Origin of the sequence: Mesorhizobium sp. YC-39 (genome assembly GCF_025753795.1) — a bacterium.
Taxonomy (GTDB): Bacteria; Pseudomonadota; Alphaproteobacteria; order Rhizobiales; family Rhizobiaceae; genus Mesorhizobium.
This window is the reverse complement of sequence record NZ_JAOWPS010000006.1, coordinates 126416-143291: the sequence shown is the minus strand read 5'-3', so window position 1 is coordinate 143291 and position 16876 is coordinate 126416. Positions and strand designations below refer to the sequence as shown.

The window sequence follows — 16876 nt, the reverse complement described above, 5'->3', positions numbered from 1 at the left end:
TGGTGGTTATCGTTACGCTCATGGCAAAGGCAACATCGCGTGTCAGATGCGCCAAGCATATCTGCTGGCGATGGCCTTACCCGATTCTGCGAGGTACCACGAGCGAAGCGCCCCTACACCAGTTCCAGAAACCGCTCAAATTGTCGTTTCTTGCTGTACTCTTCGCGAATTGCGTGATGCCCGGCCCAGCCGATCACGTCCCAACTTCCATCATTCAATTGCCGTTCGATTCTTTCCGATGCGTCCTGCGGCTGCTCATAGATGGCCATGGTTTGCCCGTCGCGCATCGGTGAAGGGTAGATGCCCGTGTCTGAAACCAGCAGGGCTCCGGCGCCCATGGTTTCGAAACAGCGCATGTTGCCGCGGTCCGGGCCGGCCATATCGATCGAGGCATTGACGACGACTTTGGCTCTTCCAAGCTGCGCGTACATGGCGCGACCGAACACGGGAGGCGCGCTGACCTTGCGGATCGCAGGCGGTCGGCGAACCGCTTTCAGAGGACCGAACCAGCCAAGCGGCGTCTCGGCGAGCGGCGTGTAGCGTGACAGATCCAAATGGAAAACAACGCGGTGGCGGCCAGCAAGACGTGCAACCGCTTCCAATATCTCTCGCCGCCGCTGATGATGGCGACTGTAGCCGCCGAAGAAAAGGACATCGATGTCCCTGTTCCGATTCGCAGCCACGCTATTAAGTTCCGGATCGTGAGCGGGGAAGAAGTGAGCCGTCTTGGCGCCCTGTTCTTCCCAAAGCTTTCTCATGGACGGAAAATTACAAAGCACGAGGTCGTAGCCGGAAAAGTCAATCTTGCCCGGCGCGGCACGCCAGGCAATCTTTCGTTTCACGTGCCCAGGCAAGCGGCGGACAAAAGCAGCGTCGTAACGAAACGGGTCGAGATTGTAGAAGATGTCCGTCTTGTGATGCTCGATCTGGGCAAGAAGGATATCGGCCAGCGGCGTTTCCTCGCCAAGCCCGTTTTCGCGAGCCCACGCTCGCTGCACCGATTCGTCGTCACCGTTCGTAAAGAACGTTTCGGGATGCCGACCGAGTACCGGCAAGAGAATATGCGCCGCGCCGTAACGATCATTCAGAAATACGTCCTTCTGCTGCTCGAAACCGCTGATCCCCGCGACGAGACCGGCAAGTCGGGGTCGATAGCTTGGGGCAATCCCAGAATTCTGAAAAAGTCGCATGGTTCCGTTTTTGCTATTGCGTGGGTTTTGTAGCGCTGATGACGAAGCCGGAACAGAAGATGCGCCAGTTCAGGGCTGCGCAGAGGTTTTCGAACAGAGCGACGGAAAGATAGGCCGGCAGGAAGAAAGCAAAATAGTCGCTGGCACGGTAAAACGACTTGGCGTCTACCTGCTCGAATCCCTGACGGCGAAACAGCTTTGTCATATCCGCGGGGGAGCAATGGTCGAAAAAGGCCGGATAGCCGGTAACGCCGACCGCCTCAGGCCTGAGGTATGGGATCAACCATTTTTGCATGACCGGTCCGACGATCCGCAATGCCACCGAATAGGGATGCCACTTCGACGGGATATAGTGGTGCATCACACCACCTGGCCGCAGCGCCAGGAACATGGAGCGCGCCGCCGCCTTGTTGTCAGGCACATGCTCCATCAATGTGATCGAAATGAGCATGTCCGCTTCGACGTCAACCGGTCGCTCGATCGACTGGACGACAAACTGATCGTAGATGCGATAGCAGTCCGGCTTCTCCTCGATGTCGAGACCGATATAGGTGAAATCCGCACTCCGCTCCATAAGCGGCCGATCAATGCCGCCGACCTCGAGGATCGCTGACGGCTTCAGGCGCGCAACGTCCTCAGCGATACGACGCTCCAGCTCCGCCTTATAAGACGGCGCGCCGAAAACTCGGGGAAAGTGGTGTTCGAGCCATGCTGCTGCGTTCCTGTTCCAACCGATAAATCTATTGAGAATCACCGCACTCTTCTTCCTGCCAGCCGGGCGAAATCCGGACCTCGCCATAGGTTGCACCAGCCAGCCCTAGGTCAGCTCGCCTTGCTTTTCGCTCTTTGTGAACTGTGTCCTTACCTGCTTTACGAACACGTCAGGAAGTGGCGCCTCGCCACGGAAGCTCGTTTCGCGGGCCGGATCGTCGTTTACCGCAACGATCGCCTGGTTTGGATAGGTGATGCGCGGCACCTGTCCAAAAAAGGCAGCCCACAGGTTGAAGTTCGAGCCAGCTCCGATGATCACGCTTGCCTGGGCCATTTCCAGCATGTGCGTGACCGATTCCGCGTCATTGGCCCGGCGTACGTTCGGAAGACCAAGCAGGGGAACAAGGTCAGCATCATCTCCATCGGAAAAGACGCGGGCCGGCATGTTCGTACCCAGTGCCTCACGAAGGGCGACAAGGCTGTCGCAATACCATTCGATCGGAAGCCGCTGGTTGTGCGTCTTCGCCTCCACCTGGCTTACGTCGAAACGGGAGAAGTCGCCAAGGCGCACATGGACAGCAAGGAACGGCGCGACCGGGACTTCCGGCAGGTATTTTTTGCGGGTGATCCGACGAAACGCGTCATACAGCACCGGACCGTGACCGCGAACCTCATGGAAATGTTTTTCGAAGTTTGACGCCACGGTGTTCCTGAAGACAACGACCGTGTTCCCGCCGTCCTGTGCGGCGGCTGGGACGGCCTCTGCCGGAACCTTTCGTGCAGTTGCGAGGAGTGCGGTGCGCCACGGTTCGCCGACATAGCCCTTATTGTTAAAGAGCCTGAAATACTCGCGCTTGTCCCGTTCACGGCGCAAGTAGGGACCGATACGTGGGCGGAACCAACGCGGCCCGAGCATCCGCGCATCATTATTTCGACACCATATCTCGCAGCGCGCCCAGGCAAGCATGCTGTGACCGAGACCGAAACGGCCGATATCGGGATAGCCATAGAGATGTGCCATGAGCGCCTGTCTCCCTATCGAACTAGCGAAAATCAATCAATATCAGGAAGATAGATCGCATCGGCCCAGGCCAGTCGGCCGGACTCGTTATGATGCTGGTTGTAAATTGCGTGAAGCCGGTAGTTAAATTGATCGAGATAAGCCGTCACCTCGTGGAATTGGCAGCATCCATCGTATATCTTCATAAATAGAACTTCAGAGTATATAACCCTTATGCGTTTCTTTCTAACTAGATCTTCAGCTCCTTTTAAAATATTCAACTCGGATCCCTGCGCATCCATCTTAAATAGATCTATGCTCGTTATATCATTTTTCCCACAATAATCACTTATTGTTGTAACATTAACCTCTATTACCTCATTTTCCGACATATATTTATCAAATCTTGAACCAGTGCGCCGCGGACTGAACAAGGAGCTGGCGTCGGGAAGGGCTGCGACATGGAAGGAAGCGGTTCCAACTTTCGAAGAGACCGCCGCGTTGACCGGAACGACTCGCGACTCGCTTTCGGCAACAGTGCGGAGCTTGGCAAAGTTTTCTGGCAGAGGTTCGAAAGCATGAATGATCGCCTTCGGACACCTGTTGGCATAGGTGCGCGCATCCCGCCCGTCGGCAGCTCCTACCTCGAAGATTGTCGCTACATCACCCGCGAGACGCAATTGCTCCTCGAACGAGTCATCGATTCGAACGCCGTGATCGAGCTTTCTCAAATGGTAGCCGAACATGCCGAAAATTCGCTGTGCGGCGAACGCCAAGCTCATTGTCATGAAATGATTCCTTCGCTTTCCCTTGCCCGCAGATTGACTATCTTCGTTGCATGGTCAGCCAATGTAAGTTGGAGAGCATAGGTGACACCAGTCGCCAATCCGTACCAAACCATAACGGTCGTTGGATTGTCGACACCTACCCAACCGAGCCAGCCGAAGACGCATAGAGTGAAAAGGAACCGTCCTATTTCCCAGGTAAACTGAAGCGACTGGCGGTCGACAATGATAAGAGTCATTGTCAATGCTGTGGCGACAAATCGCATGTACGCGATCGGAAACGCGATGGCACAAAGTTTACCGGCCATGGTCCAATCGGGGCCAAAGAGCAGGGGAACGATGCTCGGTGAAAGTATCATTCCAAGCATTGTCGGCAGCAGACCGACGGCAAGAAGCTGCAAGAGCGAACGTCGAAATGCTCCGTTCAACCCTCTCTTGTCAGTACGATACAAAGTCGAAAACTCACCGGTGAAGACCTGCGAGACAGCAACCGCGACGATGCCGACAGGCATGAGGACAAATCGCTCGATGAGGGCATACTGTCCTGCGACTTCCAGGTTGAACATCGCAAGAAAGGCGAAGGGCGCGACCGCGGCGCTAAGAGCTGACAGAAGGGTTCCCGGAAAGGTGAGAAGCCCATATTTCTGGAAACGAATTGCCGTAAACTTCATCTCCGAAAAAGAGAGCGGAGAGATCAAAGTGCGCCAGAGCTTGCCACTCTCGAAGAGCACACTGATGGCCCCGAAGGCCCGGCCGAATACATCGGCCAGAACGAGACCAACGCCGATGACAGGAAGAAAGGCAAACCCAAGCGCGCCAAAGGAGAACCCTACCGATTGCAAGATTTTAGACCGTGCGCTCAGGCCATAGTTGCGGTCGCGGATCGGCAAGAAGGTGAGCATCTGGTAGATTCCCGCGACGGCCATCGCAACGGGTAGAAAGAAGACAATGCCACGCAAGGATGACAGGACACCCGGTATCAACAAATCGACAGCGCCGGCGACAAGAAGCGCGACCATGCTGGTCCAGATACAGAGCCGAAATGTCAATTTTAGCAGATTTTCATAAACCCTTCCCGGCCGCGCGCTTAGAAGCGCTACCTCGTAGCGAAATGCCACGAACATGACCGCTACGTTCAGTATCGAAACATAGATCTGATACCGGCCGAACGCTTCAGCATCATAGAGCCGTGTCAGGATGGGAAGAACGGCAACTGCAATGATCTGCGCAATCACCGACCCCGAGAGGACGGTCAGGATGCTTCGGAACATGCCAAATCGCCAGATATGAAAGCCATGGCAATTTTCGCCTGTAACCTGACCGCAGCAGGAGCGCAGCGCACGTGGTGTTCGTTCATTTTGCCGTTCTTTTGCGAACCGCAATGAACTGATCGTTGAGAACGCCATGAACCCATTCTGGCGCAGGCAAAACGTCTTCCAACTTCTCCATCACTTCGGCCTTCCGCGGCCATCCCGGCTCGACGCCAAACAGGCGAAAGTCATCTACGATGACCGCGCAGAAGCGGTCCAGGTTTGCCTGGATAAGATCAAGCTCCTTCAGCACAGGTTCGGGTTCATCGCCTTGACCGGTGATACCACCGCTGAAATGACCGTCCAGAAAGATGAGGGCCTTGTCCACCCGCGTGGCAATTTCCGGCAGCAGCTTGGAACCGTCGCCGAGCAGCAATTCCACATTCTCGCGTCCCGCACAGCGCTGGCTGGCTTGACGATATAGTGCCTCGTCAATCTCGACTGAGATCACCTTCTCAAACAGGCGAGACATCCGCTTTGTCGTGACGCCTTTGTAAGAACCAATCTCCACCGCGGTCGTCGCGCCAGTCATATCCCGGCACGTTTTCATATTGTGCAGCTTCGTCAGCGAATGCGGGACAAACTGCCGGTTGCGCAGCTTCGCGACGAGGTCGAGGACATAACCTCCGATCGGCTCCAAAATGCTCTTTGGGTCATTCATCGTCAGGGCTCTGCAGCTTGGGATTGTTGTTGATTCTTTATAGTGCTCGGTCGTCCAAAGGACGCAACGCTCGATGCATATATATCTCGGGAACTATCCGCCAGGCACCGCCCGATTTGCCTGCCTCAAGCGAGAGGACCGTTGCTTCGGTGCATTTTCGATAGAAACTGCCCCAGCTTGCGCACCGGCTTGGCAACAAGCGCATAGTCGATCGGACCGGCACTCAGCCATTGGCGACGCGATCGCAACGCTTCCAAATTGTGCCCGATATAAGAACCCAGGCTGCGTGTGCTGGCCCCGCCAACCATCATATCCACCAATATGTGGTTGGTGGTGACAGATTCGAATCCATGAAGTTCAACCGCTCTCAGCATCCAATCGTAATCTGATGCGACTTTGAGATCGAGGTCGAACGCACCGACCGCCTCCGCCACCTTCCGCCTGACGTAGAACGTTGGATGGGCTGGCATCCAGCCGGTCCGAAAACCCTTGGCGGGCCTGCGAACAGCCCGCCAGCGCCTTACGACACGCTTGTTGAGATGATCTTCAACAAAATCCAGATCTCCATGCACGATATCGGCCTGTTCGAGCGAAGCCGAAATTCGCCTCAGCACGGTGTGGTCGTGAAAACAATCATCGGAATTCAGCACGCCTACTGCGTCTCCGGTGTAGAGACGCAATCCTTTGTTCAAGGCATCATACATCCCGCTGTCGGGTTCGCTGATCAGTTGGATCCGGTCCTGGGGGTAGGACCGGACGATTGCAAGCGTTTCGTCCGACGATCCGCCATCGACGACCACCAACTCCTTGGCATCATGATCCTGAGCAAAGAAGCTGTCGACCGTATGCCTGATCGTTGCCGCCGAGTTCCAGCAGACTGTCAAAACCGAGATTTTCATGTCAGCTCGGCCCAACGTTCCTTACTGTGCCGCAATGCGAATGCGGTCCTCGTCCAGACGACGATGCTCGGATTCCCGTCTTACCGTTTCGAGGTCGGACTGGACCATTTCGCGCACCATCGCGGCCAGCGACGTTTTGGCTTTCCATCCGAGGATGCGCTCTGCTTTCGATGGATCGCCTATCAGAAGCTCAACTTCCGTGGGTCTGAAGTACCGCGGATCCACCTCGACCAGAATGGTGCCGGATTTTGCGTCGATGCCTTTTTCGTCGACACCCGAACCGACCCATTGGATATCGATCCCGACCTCACCGAAGGCAAGCTCGACAAAACGGCGAACCGAGTTTTTCACCCCGGTGGCAAGCACATAGTCGTCGGGCACATCCCGCTGAAGAATTCTCCACATGCCTTCGACATAGTCGCGGGCATGGCCCCAATCGCGCTCTGCAGACAGATTGCCCAGATAGAGTTTGTCCTGGAGACCCAAACTGATCGCGGCAGCCGCGCGTGTGATCTTACGCGTCACAAAGGTTTCGCCCCGCATTGGACTTTCGTGGTTGAAAAGAATTCCGTTGGAAGCATGGATGTCGTAGGCCTCGCGGTAGTTCACCGTGATCCAGTACGCATAAATCTTGGCTGCGGCGTAAGGCGATCGCGGATAAAACGGTGTCGTTTCCTTTTGTGGAACCTCTTGAACCTTGCCATAGAGTTCGGATGTCGATGCCTGATAGAATCTCGTCTTCTTGGCCAAGCCGAGCAGTCGAACCGCTTCCAAGAGACGCAGCGTCCCCAGGGCATCGGCGTTCCCGGTGTATTCAGCGGTCTCGAAACTCACTTGGACGTGTGACTGAGCGGCCAGATTGTAAATTTCATCAGGCTGCACCTCCTGGACTATGCGGATGAGATTCGTGGCGTCGGTCATGTCGCCATAGTGGAGCGACAGCCTGACGTTCTTCTCGTGCGGATCCTGATAGAGATTGTCGATGCGACCGGTGTTGAACGACGACGACCGCCGCTTGATGCCGTGGACATCATACCCCTTCGCCAGGAGTAATTCCGCCAGATAGGCGCCATCTTGGCCGGTGATGCCCGTAATGAGCGCGATCTTCTTAGTCATTGTACTTCTCCGGAGTCGACAACGATATTCTCAACGCTGTTCAGTTTAACTTTAGACATGATAATGCCCGGCGACGCGCCAAACTCGGCTCTTACAATCAACCACCAGTCCCTGCTGCTTCATTCAACGAGCACCAAACCCTGTCAGCATGGTCCGGATGGTCCGAAACACAATCAGCACGTCGAGCCAAGGCGAGAAGTTCTTGATATAGTAGAAGTCGTAGTGAAGTTTTTCCAAAACGTCGTCCACGGCCGCAACGTGACCCTGGTTGACCTGCGCCCATCCGGTAATGCCAGGTCGAACAATGTGCCGATATCGATAGAAAGGCAGTTCCGCCTCATACCATTTCGAAAGCACGAGCGCTTCGGGCCGTGGTCCAATCCAACTCATCTCGCCGCGCAAGATATTCAGAGCCTGCGGCAACTCGTCGATTCTGGATTTTCTCAGGAACTGGCCAAGGCGCGTGATACGTGCGTCGTCGGCCTTTGTAATGGCATCTTCCTTCTCATCCCCTGCAACAGTACTGATTTTCATCGTTCTAAACTTATAAACTTTGTAGACACTTCCCCTATAGCCCATTCTGTTCTGTCGAAACAAAACAGGGCCACTAGAATCGACCTTGATTGCGAGAGCGACCAATCCAAACAATGGTAAAAAAATTATCAAAATGACCAATGCTCCGGCCCAATCAATCGCCTGTTTTATTTTCAAGTAGGCCTGATTTGGATTTAGCGAGCCGAGGGTATTTTCAGAGAGGTGCTCGATCTCCACCCGTCCTGTCAACGACTCGCTGATCTGTTTGACGTGGTAGACGGGCGTTCCAGAAAGAGCGCGATCGGCGATATAGCGCTCCCATTCGTCGGACATATCGGCACGAAGGTCAGCCACCACGCCACTCACGCGGTCAACAACAGTGTCGGTGGAGGTAAGCCAGTGCCAGTTGACGCCGCCAACTTCTGCAAGACGACCGACGGCCCCACCCGGGATCACGGCGAGACTGTAAGGGTCCAAACGCCGACTCAAGATGCTCAACCCGAAATACCAAAGAATAGATAAAGTCAAACTGCTGACCGCTTGGAAAGCGCTATAATCAATTCGAAACAAGAAGATGGCCAAATATACGAATCCGTAGCACAATGAAAACGTTGGGAAAATATAACCAGCGGCGGCGACACCGGGAAAATTGCCAATTCGACGGAAGGAGAAAAATCCGGCAGTGTGCGCTACAATACCAGCAAAAATGGTAATCCGCAGATTGGAATAATAAAATACTTGAGGGTCAATAGCCATGCGGATTAACGCGGGGGCAAAAATTGCAAAAGACAATCCGCCAAGAAGCTGAAACCTGACACGATGCAGCAGGTGTCGTTGATTTCGCGGTTTTATAATGGGAGCATTCAACTGCAAAGCGCTCTCTGATGGGCTGCCGAAACAGGCTGTGAACCGTCGTGCATTCAATGCAAAACGCAAAAACGTAGGGCTCAGTATTCGTTCAGCATAAGGCGACCACACGATGCCAATCAGGCCCAGCGCGGAACGAACCCCTATAAGCGGCAGCAAACACCTTCGTTATACCGGCGTCCGCCGGCCACAACAATGGCTACCGCACTCCCGGGTGAAAACCCGAGAGCCACGACTTGCCACAGCTTGCATCGCATGACCGAGCAGCAACGCTCCCCAGTTATGCGATCGCGACGAGATCCCTAGCGTCCAAATCGACAGGGACTTCGCCATTCATGATGGCAACAAGAACCCGAGCCCTTCCGGCTGGATCAAGCCGATCGAGGCGGCCGATCATCTCGGCGAAAGGTCCAGAAAGGATCTGGACCGAGACGCCCGCAGCGAGGCCGCCGCGAAAATCCAGCAGGCCGTCCTTGCCGGTCAGCGCAATGAACCGTTCCACCAGCCCTGAGGGGACCGGCAACGGCCGATCACCCTGCATGACCAGCGCGCGCACCCCCAAAGTTCCATTGACCGAGCGCCAACGCTGCAGCGCGACATCGAGCGCGACGAACATGTAACCCGGGAAATATGCCGCTGAGCGCGTTTCGAGGCGCCGGGCATGACGTGTGGTCTTCTCGTAGCGAGGCACAAACGAGTGAAATCCCTGCCTCTGGAGATGCCATTCGGCAATGCTCTCCTTTCCCGGAAATACACTGGCCGCATACCAGCGTGTTGCTGGACTGACAGCGGGCCGTTGCGACGATATATTCGTCTTGTCCATTGTTTTTTCCGAACTAATCACGCGACTCGCTTTCGACGGGTTCGGCATGGTCAGCGTCAAGGGTTACGACAGCGTGAGGATACCAGCAAGCAACTATGTCGCGAGAATCAAGGTGGTTCGTCGAAAAAATTCCCGCGAATGCGCATAGACTTTAGCCGTGCCTAAGAAGTCATCGGGCCGCTTTCTTTTTTAGCTGTATGAGGAACAGTGTTGGGCAATGCGCCGATGTATAGCTGTCTGGTTACGTTGGCCACGACGTATCGCTGGTTGTCCTCTCCTTAAGTCGCTGACTTGAAGATAGTGTGACGGTGTCGTGGACTGTCGTTGCGTGGCGGAAGCCCGTCAAACCCCGGGAACGCCGCCAACCCCGCCGTCGTAGAAGCCCCGGCGCCTATCTCTGGCCCGGTGCTTCATCATCCGATCCGGTTGACCCAGAGATCAGGAACGCCTCAGCAGCGACCACGCGGCCGGCACCAGGCTCGCCGCCAAGGCAACCTTGATCAGGTCGCCAATGATGAAGGGCAGGACGCCGAACTGCCACGACTTTTCCGCACCGATCAGCAGCGCCAGCCAGGCAAAGCCCATTGCCATCATGACGATTTCGGCAACCAGCATGGCGTTGAAGAGCTTGATCGGATGGCGATCCCAACCGCGATCGGCAGCCCAGCCGACGATCGCCGCCATGACTACGAAGCCGGCAAGATAACCGCCGGTGGACCCCAGCATGTAGGCGACGCCGATGCCCTTTTCCGGTGTGCTCTGGAAGACCGGGAAGCCCATGGCGCCCTCGGCCATATAGAGAAGCAGCGTGGCGACGCCGAGGCGCATGCCGAACGCCGCGGCGATCAGAAAGACGGCTAAGGTTTGCATCGAGATGTCGACCGGGCCGAGCAGAACTTTCGTCTTGGCCGCGAGCGTCAGCACCAGCGTTCCGGCGATCGCCAGCAAAAGCTGCGTCGCAAGGCGGGTCGCGCCCTTTTCGGGCAGAGCGAGAGAAACAAGCGGACGCATCGTCGTTGCAATTGCCATGGTCTTCCCCATTTTCGGATTACCGCCGAACGCGGCCATGCGTTTTCCTATATTGGCTTCCGTGTTATGCGGCAATCGGTTTTGCCTTCCCCCCAATAAAGGTCACGACACTCGCATGGCGCTGGAATTCGACACACGCTTCGACCCGTCCTACGGCCAGGGCGTGACCGTTGCGCCTGACGTGCTCCGTGTTACCGCCCCCAATCCCAGCCCGTTCACCTTCCACGGCACCAACAGCTATGTCGTCGGGCGCGAGACGCTGGCGGTCATCGATCCGGGGCCGGATGACGACGCGCATCTCAAGACACTGCTCGGGGTGATCGCAAACAGGCCGGTCAGCCACATTTTCGTCAGCCACACGCATCGCGACCATTCTCCGCTGGCAGCCCGGCTCAAGCAGCACACCGGCGCGATCGTGCTCGCCGAAGGGCCGCATCGGCCGGCGAGGCCCTTGCGCACATATGAGGTCAATCCGCTCGACGCCAGCGCTGACATCGCCTTCGCGCCCGACATCGCGCTGCCCGACGATGCGGTGATAGAAGGCGACGGCTGGGCGATCAGAACCGTGCTGACGCCGGGCCATACGGCCAATCATGCGGCCTTTGCGCTGGAGGGAACCGGTGTCCTGTTTTCCGCCGATCACGTCATGGCGTGGTCGACTTCGATCGTCGCACCGCCGGATGGCGCCATGGCCGATTACATGATGTCGCTCGATCGGCTGATCGCGCGCGGCGACCGCGTGCTGCTGCCCGGTCATGGCGGGCCGGTGACCGCGCCGCGCAATTTCATGCGCGGATTGAAGACCCACCGCAAGATGCGCGAACGCGCGATCCTGGAGCGGATCAAAGGTGGTGACCGCACAATCAAGGACATGGTCAAGGCTATCTATCGCGACACCGACCCGCGCCTGCATGGCGCCGCCGGCCTGTCCGTGCTTGCCCATCTGGAAGATCTGGTGGCGCGCGGTCTGGTGAGCACCGATGGCGACCCGGCCATCGACGGCATATTCAGGCTGCCTGGCTAAGATCCCGCCACGGGCTCGCACTGCGCGCCTGATAGCTCAGAAACGGCTTGAACGTTCTTCTGGTTGAGGCGACTTCAAATCCTGGCAGGAGCACTCCGGATTGGCCGAAAGTCGTGCGGCGGTTTCCAGCGCGACCCGCGAGGCTGTCATGGAGAGGTTCGGCAATACGTTCTCCTGCAGCAATTTCTGGCGATTGCGGTCCATATAGTCGTTGAAGCCTGCCGTCACGAACGCGCAGGGCACGAAACATGCGCCGATCTCGCGCGACAAGGTAGCCTCAGGGGCGATCGAATGGTTGAGCACATCCGCCCCCATGTTTCGAAACGCCAAGGCTTCGGCCGGGGTCGTCAGTCGCGGCCCGTAACAATGGGCCGCGACCAGTTGCTGTTCGATGCCGTGAACGCGGCATTCGGCTGGCCAATGACGGCGGGCGGTTTCGGCGAGAACCGCCGCACATCTTGGACATACGATCTGCTTGCCCGAGCAGTCGAAGCTCTGGCGGCCAGGAAGCAGTGAAAATGGGGTCTGCGTCAGTTCGATGATATCGGCGTTCACCACCATGTCGCCGGGCTTGATCGCCTTGTTGACGGCGCCAATGGTCGAGCAGGCCAGGACCTGCCGCACACCCGCCCTCATCAATACCCAGAACGCGCGGCGATGGCAGGAATGGTCGATATGGTCGCGGGGATTGCCGTGCGAATACATGCACAAGGCATGTTTCGTTTTGCCCTCAGCGGTAATCGACGCATCGAACTCGAGCAGCTTCCAGTTGTCAGTGCGACCGAAAGGCGTTTCAAAACTCATGTCCCGCCGCAAGGTGCGCACGCCATCGACTTCGACATCCTCCGGGAAGGCAAGCCCCCAGTTCGCCGACCCGGTGATGATCGCCAATCCCACCTGGGGTATGTTCGTCAGATCGTCGGCTGCGTGATGAATGGCAGGCATGTTTCCAATCTCGGTCAGGATTTTTGGCGAAGGGTCACGATCAGGACGACGACCACGACGATGGCGGTCCACAATGTTGAGATCGCCGCAATGGTCGGATCGATCTGATCGCGCAGCGACAGGAACATGAGCTTCGGCAGCGTGCTGTTGTGGCCGCTTGCGACGAAGATCGAAATGACAGACTCGTCGAGCGATGTCAGAAAGGCCATCAATGTCGCCGACAAGAAGCTGATCCGAAGTTGCGGAACTATTATTCCGCCAACGGCTGTTGCCCAGCCTGCGCCAAGGCTACGCGCCGCCTGGACCTGGTTCCAGTCAAAGCGGGCCAGAGCGGGCAACAACACGATGCACGCGACCGGGATGGCCAGTACCACATGTCCAACCAGCACACCGAACAGCGTTCCGACCAGGCCTTGCGCCGCCAGCACGAAGAAGAGGCCGATCGCAAGCAGGATTCCCGGCACGATGGAGGGGGCGAGCAGAACGCCTTGAATGGCTGAGGCAGCCTTTCCGCCGAGCCGGTTCATAGAGATGCAAGCCAGCAGCGCCAGGGGCACCGCGACCATCGCCGTCAATGTCCCAAGGATCAGGCTCGTCCTGAGCCCGGCCATCCATGTCGCTGAGCCGAAGAAGTTCTCGTACCAGCGCAATGAGTATGCGCGCGGCGGAAATTCGAGAAGATCGGACACCGAAAAGGAGAGCGGCACGACCACCAGCGTCGGCAGCATCAAGAACGCCATTACCAGTGCAGAGAAACCCCACAGGAGGATGCGGGCCAGCCTGTTGTCCGGATAGGCTTCAAGCATGGGCCGCGCCGACTTTGTTGCGCGCCATCAGTCGCCGCGCCGCCAGGAACATCACACCGATCAGCGCCATAAGAACGAGGAGCAGAATGCCCAAGACGCTCGCCGAACCCCAGTCCTGAAAGGTCGACAGCGTGCGCTCGATCCGGATGGAGAGAGGGTTTACCTTGCCGCCGCCAAGCACCGCCGGCGTGATGAAAAAACCTATGGTGTAGATGAAGACGATCGTCGAACCCGAGAAGATGCCGCCGGCCGAAAGGGGCAGAACGACTGTGCGGATCACTTGCCCGAGAGTGGCTCCCATGCTCGCCGCCGCGCGAACAAGGTTTGCGTCGATATCGCGCATCGCGGCATAAACGGGCAGCAGAAAGAGCGGCAGCATGTAGTGAATCATGCCGATCAGCGTTCCCGTGAAGTTGTAGACCAGCGGCAATGGCTCCGCGGTCAGGCCCGAACCTGTCAAAGCCGCGTTGACCAGGCCTTCGCGCCGCAAGAGCACGAGCCAGCCATAGGTGCGCACCAGAATGGAGGTCCACAACGGCAGCATGACAAAGGCCATCAGCAAATTGGCCATCCTTGGTCTGGCGCTGGCCAGAGCGAGTGCCAGGGGGGTGCCGAGAAGGATGCAGACCGCCAGCGTCCCCAAGGACAGCTCAACGGTTGTTATGAGTGCCGACCATGTCAGTCCGCTCGAAAGCACCTTCTCGTAATTGCCGACGGTATATTCACCACCCGTGGTCAGGAAGGATTGCCGGATGATCCAAAGGATGGGCAGCATCGCTGCCAATCCAACGATGAAAAGCGCTGGCAGCGAAAGCGCAAGGAAGAACCGTCGCTCGCGTCGCGCATCGGCGGCGAGACCAGGATCGACAGCGGTCACGGTCACGCTATCGCTCCCGGTATCGCGTGAACCTTCTCTGCCGGCGCATATGCGGTCACCCGCTGACCGGCGGCAAGCTCGGCGCAGCCGCTGGCCAGCGCCGCCGGAATGCAGACAAGAACCTCCTGACCATCGTCAAGCGCCAGCGTCAAAAGCCAGTTCTCGCCGCGAAACGCCTTGGCGCACAGTCTTGCTTCGAGCGCCACTCCGTCTCGCCCGACGAGCTTCGCATCAAGATGGAAGCTTTCCGCGCGGATCATCAGGGTCTCGCGTGAGGCATCGCCGCCGTCGATTGTGCGCGCCGATCCCGGGGCCAGAATATTGGCCTCGCCCATGAACTCAGCGACGAAGCGGGTCGATGGACGATCATAAATTTGCTGCGGCGTGTCGATCTGCTGGATGCGGCCGGAATTCATCACCGCAACCCGGTCGGACATGGTCAGCGCTTCGCGCTGGTCATGCGTCACATAGATCGTGGTGATCCCCAGATCATCGTGCAGACGCCGGATCTCGTACTGCATGGTTTCGCGCAGGTTCCTGTCGAGCGCCGACAGCGGCTCGTCCATCAACATGACGCGTGGTTCAAAGACGATGGCTCGCGCCAGCGCCACCCGCTGGCGCTGGCCGCCGGACAGTGCGGCAATGTTGCGCTTCGCCAGACCCTCCAGCTTCACGCGGGCCAAAGTGTCAAGCGCCTGCTGACGGGCCTGCGCTTTCGGCGTCTTGCGCAGCGCCAGCGGATACTCGACATTCGCCAGCACGTTCATGTGGGGAAACAGCGCGTAATTCTGGAATACTATGCCGATGTCCCGCTTGTTGGGGGCCAAGCGGGTAATGTCGCGATTGCCCAATAAGAGCTTACCGGAATCGGGCCGGACAAAACCGGCCAGAGCCATGAGCAGCGTGGTCTTACCCGACCCGGACGGCCCCAGCAGGGTGAGGAATTCGCCAGCCTGAACGTCGAGCGAGACATCGTCCAGCGCGACGTAGGACCCATAGGCCTTCCGCACGCTGTCGATGGTGATCGGGAGCGACTTCATCATGTGCTCAGAGCGGATGAATTCGAGACTCAGCGGTTCATCATCTCATCGAAGGCCTTTTGGGCAGCCTCGCCGTTCTTGACCCACCAGTCAGCATTCGAAAATACTGAAGTGCCGGCATTTTCAGGCGCGGTCGCCAGGGTCTTCAGGCGGTCTTTTGGGATCAGGCCACCCTCATAGGCAGCAGGATTGACCGGACCATAGGCGATGAAATCGGTCAGCTTCGCGACCCGCGCGGGCTGCGTCATCGCCGCGATCAGCTTCATGGCCGCTTCCTTGTTCGGCGCTCCCTTCGGCACCCCAAGGCAGTCCGTGCCGATGACGGAACCCTTGAACGTGTAGTCAACCGCACCGCTGTCTGCTTTCACGGTCTGCGCCCGTCCGTTCCAGGTAACGACCAAATCCGCCTCGCCGTCTTTCAGCAACTGTGCGGATTGGGCCCCCGAGGTCCACCAGACCGAGACATTTGGTTTGATCGCTTCAAGTCGCTTGATAGCCCGCTCCAGACCCTCCGGCGTGCTGAGCACGGGATAGACGTCCGCCGGCGCCACGCCATCGGAGAGGAGCGCAATTTCGATCAAGTCTTGCGCATTGGCGCGCAGCGCGCGACGGCCCGAGAATTTGGCAACGTCCCAGAACTCAGCCCAGGTCTTCGGCGGATTCTCGCCATAGGTCTTGGTGTTCCACGACATGACGGTACCATAGGAGTCGAACGGATAGCAGTAGTCGGACTTTGCGCCGGCCGGCACGGAGTTGGGATCGATGATCTTGTAGTCGAGCGGCTCCAGCAGCGACTGTGCGGCCGCCTGCGCGCCTTCGGATGAGCCGAGATGGATGATGTCGGTGGTGACCGCGCCCGCGGTGACCTGCATCTTCAGTGCAGCCAGGCCGTCGCTCTGCGTCTCCTCGCGGACATCATAGCCAAGCTCCTTGGCAGCGGGGGCCCACATGGCCTCCTTCATGGCGTTGCCATAATCGCCGCCCGCGGTCGTGATGGTGACTGATTGGGCATAGACGGGCACGGCAGCCGAGACTGCGATCGCTGTCAGCGAAATACGTAGTAACCGAGACATGGGTTCTCCTCCAGGATTCGTCGAAATATCGCCTTAGGAAGGCTTTTTTTTCAATCGTAACGTTACGATTATCGTGAAATGCTCCGGAGTCAAGCGACTTTCAGGCGGAGTCGTTCAGCTTCGGGGGCCTGGATTTGACCCTCTGGTCGAATCCGGTAACGTTACGATGCTCAGCAAAATCAGCCG

At 57.6% G+C, this 16876-nt stretch carries 17 protein-coding genes; 1 reads left to right on the top strand and 16 read right to left on the bottom strand.

Going from position 1 to position 16876, the window contains the following annotated elements:
• Nucleotides 1–113: 113 nt before the first annotated feature.
• From OHD62_RS29610 to OHD62_RS29560, 11 genes are all read right to left on the bottom strand, one after another.
• The gene (locus tag OHD62_RS29610; protein ID WP_263790447.1) at nt 114–1190 is read right to left on the bottom strand and encodes a glycosyltransferase; all 1077 of its coding nucleotides are present in this window, start codon (nt 1188–1190) and stop codon (nt 114–116) included.
• Between the two features lie 13 nt (nt 1191–1203).
• On the bottom strand, nt 1204–1944 hold the full coding sequence (locus tag OHD62_RS29605) for a class I SAM-dependent methyltransferase (RefSeq protein ID WP_263790446.1): 741 nt from the start codon (nt 1942–1944) through the stop codon (nt 1204–1206).
• A 63-nt stretch (nt 1945–2007) separates the two neighbouring features.
• Nucleotides 2008–2922 carry a hypothetical protein gene (locus tag OHD62_RS29600; RefSeq protein ID WP_263790444.1) on the bottom strand — a complete coding sequence of 305 codons (915 nt, stop codon included), beginning with the start codon at nt 2920–2922 and terminating at the stop codon, nt 2008–2010.
• A 32-nt stretch (nt 2923–2954) separates the two neighbouring features.
• On the bottom strand, nt 2955–3689 hold the full coding sequence (locus OHD62_RS29595) for an FkbM family methyltransferase (RefSeq protein WP_263790442.1): 735 nt from the start codon (nt 3687–3689) through the stop codon (nt 2955–2957).
• Nucleotides 3686–5092, bottom strand: coding sequence for a lipopolysaccharide biosynthesis protein (locus OHD62_RS29590; protein ID WP_263790440.1), 1407 nt, complete (start codon nt 5090–5092; stop codon nt 3686–3688). The genes OHD62_RS29595 and OHD62_RS29590 overlap by 4 nt, the downstream gene beginning before the upstream one ends.
• Complete coding sequence (locus OHD62_RS29585) at nt 5040–5657, bottom strand: rRNA adenine N-6-methyltransferase family protein (protein ID WP_263790438.1); 618 nt, start codon at nt 5655–5657, stop codon at nt 5040–5042. The genes OHD62_RS29590 and OHD62_RS29585 overlap by 53 nt, the downstream gene beginning before the upstream one ends.
• A 125-nt stretch (nt 5658–5782) precedes the next feature.
• A complete protein-coding gene (locus OHD62_RS29580) occupies nt 5783–6556 on the bottom strand; it encodes a glycosyltransferase family 2 protein (RefSeq protein ID WP_263790437.1) in 774 nt (257 codons plus the stop codon).
• 21 nt (nt 6557–6577) lie between these two features.
• Nucleotides 6578–7672 carry a GDP-mannose 4,6-dehydratase gene (gene gmd, locus OHD62_RS29575; protein ID WP_263790435.1) on the bottom strand — a complete coding sequence of 365 codons (1095 nt, stop codon included), beginning with the start codon at nt 7670–7672 and terminating at the stop codon, nt 6578–6580.
• 123 nt (nt 7673–7795) lie between these two features.
• Nucleotides 7796–9232 carry a sugar transferase gene (locus OHD62_RS29570; RefSeq protein ID WP_263790434.1) on the bottom strand — a complete coding sequence of 479 codons (1437 nt, stop codon included), beginning with the start codon at nt 9230–9232 and terminating at the stop codon, nt 7796–7798.
• Nucleotides 9233–9353: 121 nt separating this feature from the next.
• Nucleotides 9354–9956, bottom strand: coding sequence for a transcription termination/antitermination protein NusG (nusG, locus tag OHD62_RS29565; RefSeq protein ID WP_263790432.1), 603 nt, complete (start codon nt 9954–9956; stop codon nt 9354–9356).
• A gap of 378 nt (nt 9957–10334) precedes the next feature.
• Complete coding sequence (locus OHD62_RS29560) at nt 10335–10925, bottom strand: biotin transporter BioY (RefSeq protein ID WP_263790701.1); 591 nt, start codon at nt 10923–10925, stop codon at nt 10335–10337.
• Between the two features lie 115 nt (nt 10926–11040).
• On the opposite strand from OHD62_RS29560, the gene OHD62_RS29555 reads away from it, so the two are divergent.
• Nucleotides 11041–11949 carry an MBL fold metallo-hydrolase gene (locus OHD62_RS29555; RefSeq protein ID WP_263790430.1) on the top strand — a complete coding sequence of 303 codons (909 nt, stop codon included), beginning with the start codon at nt 11041–11043 and terminating at the stop codon, nt 11947–11949.
• A 36-nt stretch (nt 11950–11985) separates the two neighbouring features.
• On the opposite strand, the gene OHD62_RS29550 is transcribed toward OHD62_RS29555, so the two are convergent.
• From OHD62_RS29550 to OHD62_RS29530, 5 genes are read right to left on the bottom strand one after another with little or no spacing between them, the layout of a single operon-like run.
• The gene (locus OHD62_RS29550; RefSeq protein WP_263790428.1) at nt 11986–12894 is read right to left on the bottom strand and encodes a 5'-methylthioadenosine phosphorylase; all 909 of its coding nucleotides are present in this window, start codon (nt 12892–12894) and stop codon (nt 11986–11988) included.
• 14 nt (nt 12895–12908) lie between these two features.
• A complete protein-coding gene (locus OHD62_RS29545) occupies nt 12909–13700 on the bottom strand; it encodes an ABC transporter permease (RefSeq protein ID WP_263790426.1) in 792 nt (263 codons plus the stop codon).
• A complete protein-coding gene (locus tag OHD62_RS29540) occupies nt 13693–14577 on the bottom strand; it encodes an ABC transporter permease (RefSeq protein WP_412177437.1) in 885 nt (294 codons plus the stop codon). Before OHD62_RS29540 ends, OHD62_RS29545 begins: the two co-directional genes overlap by 8 nt.
• A 2-nt stretch (nt 14578–14579) precedes the next feature.
• A complete protein-coding gene (locus tag OHD62_RS29535) occupies nt 14580–15617 on the bottom strand; it encodes an ABC transporter ATP-binding protein (protein WP_263790421.1) in 1038 nt (345 codons plus the stop codon).
• Between the two features lie 29 nt (nt 15618–15646).
• Nucleotides 15647–16690, bottom strand: a complete 1044-nt coding sequence (locus OHD62_RS29530) for an ABC transporter substrate-binding protein (RefSeq protein WP_263790420.1) — start codon at nt 16688–16690, stop codon at nt 15647–15649.
• Nucleotides 16691–16876 lie beyond the last annotated feature (186 nt).

Excerpts from the sequence above, each read along its gene's own strand:
- OHD62_RS29545 (WP_263790426.1), bottom strand. The coding sequence starts at position 13,700 with ATGCTTGAAGCCTATCCGGACAACAGGCTGGCCCGCATCCTCCTGTGG.
- gmd (WP_263790435.1), bottom strand. The coding sequence starts at position 7,672 with ATGACTAAGAAGATCGCGCTCATTACGGGCATCACCGGCCAAGATGGC.
- OHD62_RS29595 (WP_263790442.1), bottom strand. The coding sequence starts at position 3,689 with ATGACAATGAGCTTGGCGTTCGCCGCACAGCGAATTTTCGGCATGTTC.
- OHD62_RS29610 (WP_263790447.1), bottom strand. The coding sequence starts at position 1,190 with ATGCGACTTTTTCAGAATTCTGGGATTGCCCCAAGCTATCGACCCCGA.
- OHD62_RS29590 (WP_263790440.1), bottom strand. The coding sequence starts at position 5,092 with ATGGCGTTCTCAACGATCAGTTCATTGCGGTTCGCAAAAGAACGGCAA.
- OHD62_RS29530 (WP_263790420.1), bottom strand. The coding sequence starts at position 16,690 with ATGTCTCGGTTACTACGTATTTCGCTGACAGCGATCGCAGTCTCGGCT.
- OHD62_RS29585 (WP_263790438.1), bottom strand. The coding sequence starts at position 5,657 with ATGAATGACCCAAAGAGCATTTTGGAGCCGATCGGAGGTTATGTCCTC.
- OHD62_RS29560 (WP_263790701.1), bottom strand. The coding sequence starts at position 10,925 with ATGGCAATTGCAACGACGATGCGTCCGCTTGTTTCTCTCGCTCTGCCC.
- OHD62_RS29550 (WP_263790428.1), bottom strand. The coding sequence starts at position 12,894 with ATGCCTGCCATTCATCACGCAGCCGACGATCTGACGAACATACCCCAG.
- OHD62_RS29555 (WP_263790430.1), top strand. The coding sequence starts at position 11,041 with ATGGCGCTGGAATTCGACACACGCTTCGACCCGTCCTACGGCCAGGGC.
- OHD62_RS29535 (WP_263790421.1), bottom strand. The coding sequence starts at position 15,617 with ATGAAGTCGCTCCCGATCACCATCGACAGCGTGCGGAAGGCCTATGGG.
- OHD62_RS29600 (WP_263790444.1), bottom strand. The coding sequence starts at position 2,922 with ATGGCACATCTCTATGGCTATCCCGATATCGGCCGTTTCGGTCTCGGT.
- OHD62_RS29580 (WP_263790437.1), bottom strand. The coding sequence starts at position 6,556 with ATGAAAATCTCGGTTTTGACAGTCTGCTGGAACTCGGCGGCAACGATC.